7 protein-coding genes are annotated in these 8,077 nt (G+C 64.2%); 4 read left to right on the forward strand and 3 right to left on the reverse strand.

Translation table 11 applies throughout. From position 1 onward, the window contains the following. Positions 1-70: 70 nt before the first annotated feature. A complete protein-coding gene (locus tag QZ189_RS09945; protein ID WP_296421668.1) occupies positions 71-1,501 on the forward strand; it encodes a mannose-1-phosphate guanylyltransferase/mannose-6-phosphate isomerase in 1,431 nt (476 codons plus the stop codon). Positions 1,502-1,505: 4 nt separating this feature from the next. Here QZ189_RS09945 and glmS read toward each other — a convergent pair whose 3' ends face one another. Continuing rightward, on the reverse strand, positions 1,506-3,398 hold the full coding sequence (gene glmS / locus QZ189_RS09950; RefSeq protein WP_296421672.1) for a glutamine--fructose-6-phosphate transaminase (isomerizing): 1,893 nt from the start codon (positions 3,396-3,398) through the stop codon (positions 1,506-1,508). 60 nt (positions 3,399-3,458) lie between these two features. After that, positions 3,459-3,704 carry a photosystem I iron-sulfur center protein PsaC gene (gene psaC, locus QZ189_RS09955; RefSeq protein WP_006850103.1) on the reverse strand — a complete coding sequence of 82 codons (246 nt, stop codon included), beginning with the start codon at positions 3,702-3,704 and terminating at the stop codon, positions 3,459-3,461. Positions 3,705-3,841: 137 nt separating this feature from the next. On the opposite strand from psaC, the gene acpP reads away from it, so the two are divergent. Genes acpP through tkt form a run of 3 tightly spaced genes read left to right on the forward strand, consistent with a single transcriptional unit; the run spans position 3,842 to position 7,392 of the window. Next, on the forward strand, positions 3,842-4,084 hold the full coding sequence (gene acpP, locus QZ189_RS09960) for an acyl carrier protein (RefSeq protein ID WP_010314088.1): 243 nt from the start codon (positions 3,842-3,844) through the stop codon (positions 4,082-4,084). Between the two features lie 11 nt (positions 4,085-4,095). Further along, positions 4,096-5,343, forward strand: coding sequence for a beta-ketoacyl-ACP synthase II (gene fabF, locus QZ189_RS09965; RefSeq protein ID WP_296421669.1), 1,248 nt, complete (start codon positions 4,096-4,098; stop codon positions 5,341-5,343). Positions 5,344-5,388: 45 nt separating this feature from the next. Then, positions 5,389-7,392, forward strand: a complete 2,004-nt coding sequence (gene tkt / locus QZ189_RS09970) for a transketolase (protein ID WP_296421670.1) — start codon at positions 5,389-5,391, stop codon at positions 7,390-7,392. Between the two features lie 134 nt (positions 7,393-7,526). Here tkt and QZ189_RS09975 read toward each other — a convergent pair. Further along, the coding region (locus QZ189_RS09975; protein ID WP_296421671.1) for a phosphomethylpyrimidine synthase ThiC at positions 7,527-8,077 on the reverse strand (551 nt) is incomplete at its 5' end.

Consider the following 8,077-nt stretch of genomic DNA (forward strand, 5'->3'; position numbering starts at 1 on the left):
AACCAGCACCAAGCCAGCGGGCAAAGCGGGCGGGCTTGGTTTGAAATGGTGTGCAAGAGGAGTGCACTCCATGGCGGCCCTGGTTCCAGTGATTTTGTGTGGCGGTACTGGAACCCGCCTTTGGCCCCTATCGAGGGCCAGTTACCCCAAGCAGTACTGGGCCCTGGCGGGCCAAGGGGAAGAAACCCTGCTGCAGCAAACCCAGCAGCGACTTGAGGGCATCGCCAACCTCCAGCCGCCGCTGCTGATCTGCAACGAGGACCACCGCTTCATCGTCGCCGAGCAGATGCGCCAGATCGGCGTGGATCCCTCGGCGATCCTGCTGGAGCCCGTGGGCCGCAACACCGCCCCAGCCGTGGCGATCGCCGCCCTGCAGGCCATGGCCGCAGGCGATGACCCACTGCTGCTGGTGCTCGCAGCCGACCACGTGATTCGAGAAGGAGCCGCCTTCCGCCAGACGGTGCAAGCCGGTGTGGAAGCCGCTGAGGCGGGCCAACTGGTGACCTTCGGGATCGTGCCCACGGCCCCCGAGACCGGCTACGGCTACATCGAAGCCGCTCAACCGCTGGGGGATGCGGGCACCCCCGTGCCGATCGCCCGGTTTGTGGAGAAGCCCGACCGCGCCACCGCCGAAGGCTTCCTGGCCACCGGCCGCTTCACCTGGAACAGCGGCATGTTCCTGTTCAAGGCCAGCGTGATCCTGGCGGAACTGGAGCGGCTGGCCCCCGAGGTGGTCCAGGCCTGCCGCAGTGCCTTGGCCCAGGGCGGCTCAGACCTGAACTTCCAACGGCTGGAGAAGGAGGCCTTTGGCCAGTGCCCCAACGTCGCCATCGACGTGGCGGTGATGGAGAAGACCGACCGCGGTGCCGTCCTGCCGTTGCAGGCGGGCTGGAGCGATGTCGGCAGCTGGAGTGCCCTCTGGGAAACAGCTGATCAAGACGAGCAGGGCAATGTCCTGCGGGGGCGGGTCATCAGCGAGAACAGCCGCAACTGCTACCTGCGCAGCGAGCACCGCCTGGTGGTGGGTCTGGGCGTGGAAGACCTGGTGGTGGTGGAAACCAATGACGTGGTGCTGGTCGCCAAACGGGATCAGGCCCAGAACGTCAAAAGCATCGTCGGCCTGCTCGAGCAAAGCGGAGCACCGGAGAGCAAGGCCCACCGCAAGATCTACCGGCCCTGGGGTGCCTACGACGGCATCACCGAGGGCGATCGCTGGCAGGTCAAGCGCATCAGCGTGAACCCTGGGGCTTCGCTCTCACTGCAGATGCACCACCACCGGGCTGAGCACTGGATCGTGGTGCAAGGAACCGCCGTCGTCGAGAAGGACGGCGTTGAAGAGCTGGTGGGCGAGAACCAAAGCACCTACATCCCCCTGGGCTGCAAGCACCGGCTCTCGAACCCGGGCAAGATCCCGGTCGAGATGATCGAAGTGCAGAGCGGCCCCTACCTGGGTGAGGACGACATCGTCCGCTTCGAGGACCTCTACGGGCGCAGCGCCTGAGGGGCTACTCGACCGTCACGCTCTTGGCGAGATTGCGGGGCTGATCGACATCCAGCCCCCGGTGGGCTGCGATGTGATAGCTCAGCAGCTGCATCGGCACGACCGTCAGCAGCGGGCTGAGCAACTCATCCACCTCCGGCACCGGCAACAGGGTGTCGAACAGCTCGGCATCCGGGCAATTGGGGGCAACGCCCACCAATTGGGCATCGCGGGCCTTGGCCTCTTGGGCATTGCTGAGCACCTTGTCGAACACCGTGCCTGGGACGGCGATCGAGACCACGGGCACCCGGGCGTCCAGCAGGGCGATCGGGCCGTGCTTCATCTCGCCGGCGGGGTAGCCCTCGGCATGGATGTAGCTGATCTCCTTGAGCTTCAGCGCCCCCTCAAGGGCAATCGGATAGTTGATGCCCCGGCCCAGGAAGATCACGTCCTGGGTGTCCGCGAACAGATGGGCCATCTGCTCACAGCGGCCGTCATGGTCATCCACCAAGCTGCGCAATTGCTGGGGAAGATCCCGCAGACCAGCCGTCAGCTGCTGCAGGGCTTCGGCGCCGAGAACCCCAGGCCGTCCAGAGCGACGTTCGGCAAAGGCAATGGCCAAGCCGTAGAACGCCAACAACTGACCCAGGAAGGTCTTGGTGGCGGCAACACCCACCTCGATGCCGGCACCGATGTCGAGGATCTGATCAACCATCCGGCCCAGGGAGCTTTCAGGGCGGTTCGTGATCCCCAGCAGACGGGGGGCGAAGGCCGGATCGGCAACGGCTCGGCGCCGCTCCTGCTCCATCGCGAGAGCAGCCAAGGTGTCTGCCGTTTCACCCGATTGGGTCACACCGATGGTGAGGGTGTTCGGCGCCAGCGGTGGCGGGGCGTAGCGGAATTCGCTGGCATAGAACACGCTGGTCGGAATCCCGGCCAGCTGCTCCAGGAGATAGGCCCCCACCAAGGCGGCATGGCGGCTGGTGCCGCAGGCGAGAACCTGGATGCGCTCAATCCCTTCAAACACGCTCTCATCGAGCGGCAAGGCCACCCGCGCGGATGCATCGGGGAGATGTCGAGCAACCCAAAGGGCGGCGGTCTCGGGCTGCTCATGGATTTCCTTGAGCATGAAGTGACGGAAGCTGCGCTTGTCCGCCACGTGATCCGTGCCGCTCAGGAGGGTGGGAGCCCGCTGCACCCGCGCTCCGGCCTCGTCATAGAGCTCGATTCCGAGGGGGGTGAGCAGCGCCACCTCCCCGTCTTCCATCGGCAGGATCGTGCGCGTAAAGCCAGCCAGAGCCGGGGTATCACTGGCGCAGAGGAATTCCCCTTCCCCCAGGCCAATCAGCAAAGGCGCTGCTTTGCGGGCCACCACCAGGGCACCCGGGAGCGCAGCCCAAACCACGGCCAAGGCGTAGGCCCCATGCAGCCGCGGCAAAACCGCTTGCACGGCCTCAAGCAGGAGCTGGGGAGAGGCGGCGTGGCCCAGGGCCTCCAACCGATCGAGCTCTTGGCTCAGCAGATGGGGAATGACCTCGGTGTCCGTGTCCGAGCGGAAGACCACACCCTTGGCCTGGAGCTCCTCACGCAGGCTTCTGTAGTTCTCGATGATCCCGTTCTGCACCACGGCCAGACGACGGGGACCATCGAGGTGGGGGTGGGCATTGCGTTCTTCCGGCTTGCCGTGGGTCGCCCAACGGGTGTGGCCAATGCCGCACTGCCCCTGGGCCCCCTGCGCCTCAAAACGAGCCGTGAGGTTGGCGAGCTTGCCTTCAGCGCGCAGACAGGCCAAGCCGGACTCGTCCGCCACCGTGGCGATTCCCGCGGAGTCATAGCCCCGGTATTCGAGCTGACGCAGACCCTCCAAGAGGAGCGGTGCCGCCTCGCGCGAACCAATCACCGCAACGATGCCGCACATAGCGCCTGGAACCAATAAAAAAGCCCGGCTGGGCCGGGCTTGAGCTTATGGGAGCTGGGCTCAGTAAGCCAGGCCCATGGAGCGGGTGGTTTCGTCGCCGAGGTAGACGCGAATGGAGAGGAAGTCGGTGGGGCAAGCGGTCTCACAGCGCTTGCAACCGACGCAATCTTCGGTGCGGGGAGACGAGGCGATCTGGCCGGCCTTGCAGCCATCCCAGGGCACCATCTCGAGAACATCGAGAGGACATGCCCGAACGCACTGGGTGCAGCCGATGCAGGTGTCGTAAATCTTGACGGCGTGGGACATGTCGTCTGTGGACGCGACGCCCAAGGTACCCATGGCAATCAGCATCCAAGCCACAGGCCTCCCTGGCCGTCATCCTTGTTCATACGGGGGGTGCCTGGCACACATACCCGTAGGATGCGGCGTCCGACACTCCGGCCATGTCCCAGGAAGCGATCTTCGAGAAAGTCCGCTCGATCGTTGTTGAGCAGCTGAGCGTTGACGCCGGCGAAGTGAAGCCCGAATCCAACTTCCAGAACGATCTGGGCGCTGACTCGCTCGACACCGTTGAACTCGTGATGGCCCTGGAAGAGGCCTTCGATATCGAGATTCCCGACGAAGCCGCTGAAGGCATCGCCACCGTTGGCGACGCCGTCAAATACATCCTGGACAAGCAGGCCTGAGGAAGGAATTGATGGTGGAGGGTCTCCGCCGCGTCGTCGTCACCGGCCTTGGCGCGGTCACACCAATTGGTAATGACGTCACTTCCTACTGGGAAGGACTGAGTAGCGGTCGTAACGGGGTTGCGCCGATCACCCTGTTTGACGCGTCTGCCCATGCCTGCCGCTTTGCGGCTGAGGTGAAGGATTTCGATCCCTCCGCCTACATCGAGCCCAAAGAAAGCAAGCGCTGGGATCGGTTTTGCCAGTTCGGGGTGGTTGCCGCCAAGCAGGCTGTGGCCCATGCAGGTCTGACCATCGACGACAGCAACGCCCATCGGATCGGAACCGCGATCGGTTCTGGCGTGGGCGGTCTTCTGATGATGGAGACCCAGGCCCACGTGCTGGCAGACAAGGGTCCGTCTCGGGTGAGCCCTTTCACCGTTCCGATGATGATCCCGAACATGGCCACTGGCCTGACGGCGATCGCCATTGGCGCCAAGGGCCCCAGCAGTGCTGTGGCTACGGCCTGCGCCGCCGGCTCCAATGCCATCGGTGATGCCTTCCGGTTGATCCAGCTGGGTCAAGCCGACGCGATGGTCTGCGGTGGCGCCGAATCCGCCATCACCCCGTTGGGAGTGGCTGGATTCGCCAGCGCCAAGGCTTTGTCATTCCGCAACGACGATCCGGCAACCGCCAGCCGGCCCTTCGATGCCGAGCGTGATGGCTTTGTGATCGGCGAGGGCGCAGGCGTGCTGGTTCTTGAGAGCCTCGAGCACGCCCAGGCCCGCGGGGCCGAGATCCTCGCTGAGGTGGTTGGCTACGGCATGACCTGTGATGCCCACCACATCACCTCACCCACCCCCGGTGGCGTGGGCGGGGCTGAGGCCATGCGCCTGGCTCTTCAAGACGCACGCATCGAGGCCGATGCGGTCGACTACGTCAACGCCCACGGCACCAGCACCCCGGCCAATGACTCCAACGAGTCCTCGGCGATCAAGTCCGCGCTCGGGGATCGGGCCAAGCAGATTCCCGTGAGCTCGACCAAGTCGATGACCGGTCACCTGCTGGGCGGCAGCGGCGGCATTGAAGCCGTTGCCGGGGTCCTGGCGATTGGCCACAACGTGGTGCCGCCTACGATCAACTACCAAAATCCGGATCCGGCCTGTGATCTGGATGTCGTTCCCAATCAGGCCCGGGAACACAAACTGAACGTGGTGCTTTCGAATTCCTTTGGGTTCGGCGGCCACAACGTTTGCCTGGCGTTCCGCCGGTTCACCTAGCCCGCGGTCTCCCCCGCCCGTACACCCTTCCCTTACCCGTAACCCATGGTCGTCGCTCCCGCTTCTGTCGACACGCTCTGCGTCAACAGCATCCGCTTCCTGGCCGTCGACGCGATCAACAAGAGCAACTCCGGCCACCCCGGACTGCCCATGGGTTGCGCTCCCATGGCCTACACCCTGTGGGACAAGTTCCTCAAGCACAACCCCAAGAACCCCAAGTGGTTCAACCGTGACCGCTTTGTGCTCTCGGCCGGCCACGGCTGCATGCTGCTGTACGCGCTGCTGCACCTGAGCGGCTACGACTCGGTCACGATCGAGGACATCAAGCAATTCCGCCAGTGGGGCTCCAAGACCCCTGGTCACCCCGAGACCTTCGAGACCGCCGGCGTCGAAGTCACCACCGGTCCCCTGGGTCAGGGCATCGCCAACGCTGTCGGCCTGGCCATGGCCGAGGCACACCTGGCGGCCAAGTTCAACAAGCCCGACTGCACGCTCGTTGATCACACCACCTACGTGATCATGGGCGACGGCTGCCACCAAGAAGGTGTCAGCGGTGAAGCTGCGTCCCTGGCCGGTCACCTGGGTCTGGGCAAACTGATCGCCCTGTACGACGACAACCACATCACCATCGACGGAAACACCAACGTTTCCTTCACCGAGGATGTGCTGAAGCGCTACGAGGCCTACGGCTGGCACACCATCCACGTTCAGGACGGCAACACCGACCTGGGCGCCATCGCCAAGGCAATTGAAGAGGCCAAGGCCGTCACCGATCGTCCTTCGATGATCAAGGTGACCACCACCATCGGCTACGGCTCCCCCAACAAGGCCAACACCGCCGGTGTGCACGGCGCCGCTCTGGGTGCTGACGAAGCAGCCCTGACCCGCCAGAACCTGGGTTGGAACTACGGCGAATTCGAAGTTCCTCAGGAGTCCTACGACCAGTGGCGCAAGGCCATCGAGCGTGGCGCCGCCGCTGAGGCCGCCTGGAACGCCACCCTGGCTGACTACCGCAGCAAGTACCCCACTGAAGCCGCTCAGTTCGAGCGTCAGCTGCGTGGTGAACTGCCCCAGGGCTGGGATGCAAACCTCCCCAGCTACACCCCTGACGACAAGGGTGTGGCCACCCGGATGCATTCCTACAACTGCCTGAATGCCATCGGCCCCAACCTGCCCGAGCTGATCGGTGGTTCTGCTGACCTGACCCACTCCAACCTCACCGACATCAAGGGTGAGTCCGGTTTCCAGAAGGGTGCCGAGGGCAACCGCTACCTGCACTTCGGTGTGCGCGAGCACGCCATGGGCGCCATCCTGAATGGCCTCGCCTATCACGGCAGCGGCCTGGTTCCCTACGGCGGCACCTTCTGCGTCTTCGCTGGCTACATGGTGGGCGCCATGCGCCTGTCCGCCCTGAGCGAACTGGGCGTGATCTATGTCCTGACCCACGACTCCATCGGTCTGGGTGAAGACGGCCCCACCCACCAGCCGATCGAGACCCTGGCCAGCCTGCGTTCGATCCCGAACATGCTGGTGATCCGCCCCGGCGACGGCAACGAAACCAGCGGTGCCTACAAGGTCGCCGTGGCCAACCGTCACCGCCCCACCGTGCTGTTCCTCAGCCGTCAGGCGATGGCCAACCAGGCCAACTCCAACGCCGACCACGTGGCCAAGGGTGGCTACATCCTTGAGGACAGCAACGGCACCCCCGATCTGATCCTGATCGGCACCGGCACCGAGCTCGACCTCTGCGTCCAGGCCGCTGCCCAGCTGCGCGCCGAAGGCAAGAACGTCCGCGTGGTGTCCATGCCCTGCGTGGACCTGTTCGAAGAGCAAGACGCCGCCTACCGCGAGAGCGTCCTGCCCGCCGCTTGCCGCAAGCGTCTGGTGGTCGAGGCCTCCAGCAGCTTCGGCTGGCACAAGTACACCGGCTTCGAAGGCGACACCGTCTCCATCGACCGCTTCGGTGCTTCCGCCCCCGGCCCGCTGCTGATGGAGAAGTTCGGCTTCACCGTCGACAACGTGGTTGCCAAAGCCAAGGCCCTGGGCTGATTAGGCAAGAATCATTGATTCCACTCAAAGCCCCGCCGATGGCGGGGCTTTTTTGTGCCCACACAACCTGATGAATCAGCAATAAAAAACCCGGGCTTTCGCCCGGGTCCTGAACTCAAACAAGAAGCGTGGAATTAAACAGCAGCGACTTCACTATTGCTCTGCTGTTCAGCAAGGACTTTCTCAAGCCCCTCTAGATCTTCTTCCGTGATCTTGGTCTGCATCGGGCAGTGCTTGGGTCCACACATCGAGCAGAACTCAGCCTGCTTGTAGATATCAGCCGGCAGGGTTTCGTCGTGATACTCACGGGCCCGTTCGGGATCCAAGGACAGTTCGAACTGCTTGTTCCAGTCGAAGGCGTAGCGAGCGCGGCTCAGCTCGTCGTCACGATCGCGGGCACCGGGGCGGTGACGGGCGATGTCGGCGGCGTGGGCGGCGATCTTGTAGGCGATCAGGCCTTCACGCACGTCCTCTGCATTGGGCAGACCCAGGTGCTCCTTGGGGGTGACATAGCAGAGCATCGCCGTGCCATGCCAGCCGGCCATGGCCGCACCGATGGCTGAGGTGATGTGGTCGTAACCGGGGGCGATGTCGGTGACCAGAGGACCGAGCACATAGAAGGGTGCCTCGTTGCACTCCTCCATCTGCTTTTTGACGTTGAACTCGATCTGGTCCAACGGCACGT

Origin of the sequence: Vulcanococcus sp. CPBay_Sum15L08_68 (assembly GCF_017855895.1) — a bacterium.
Classification (GTDB): Bacteria; Cyanobacteriota; Cyanobacteriia; order PCC-6307; family Cyanobiaceae; genus Vulcanococcus.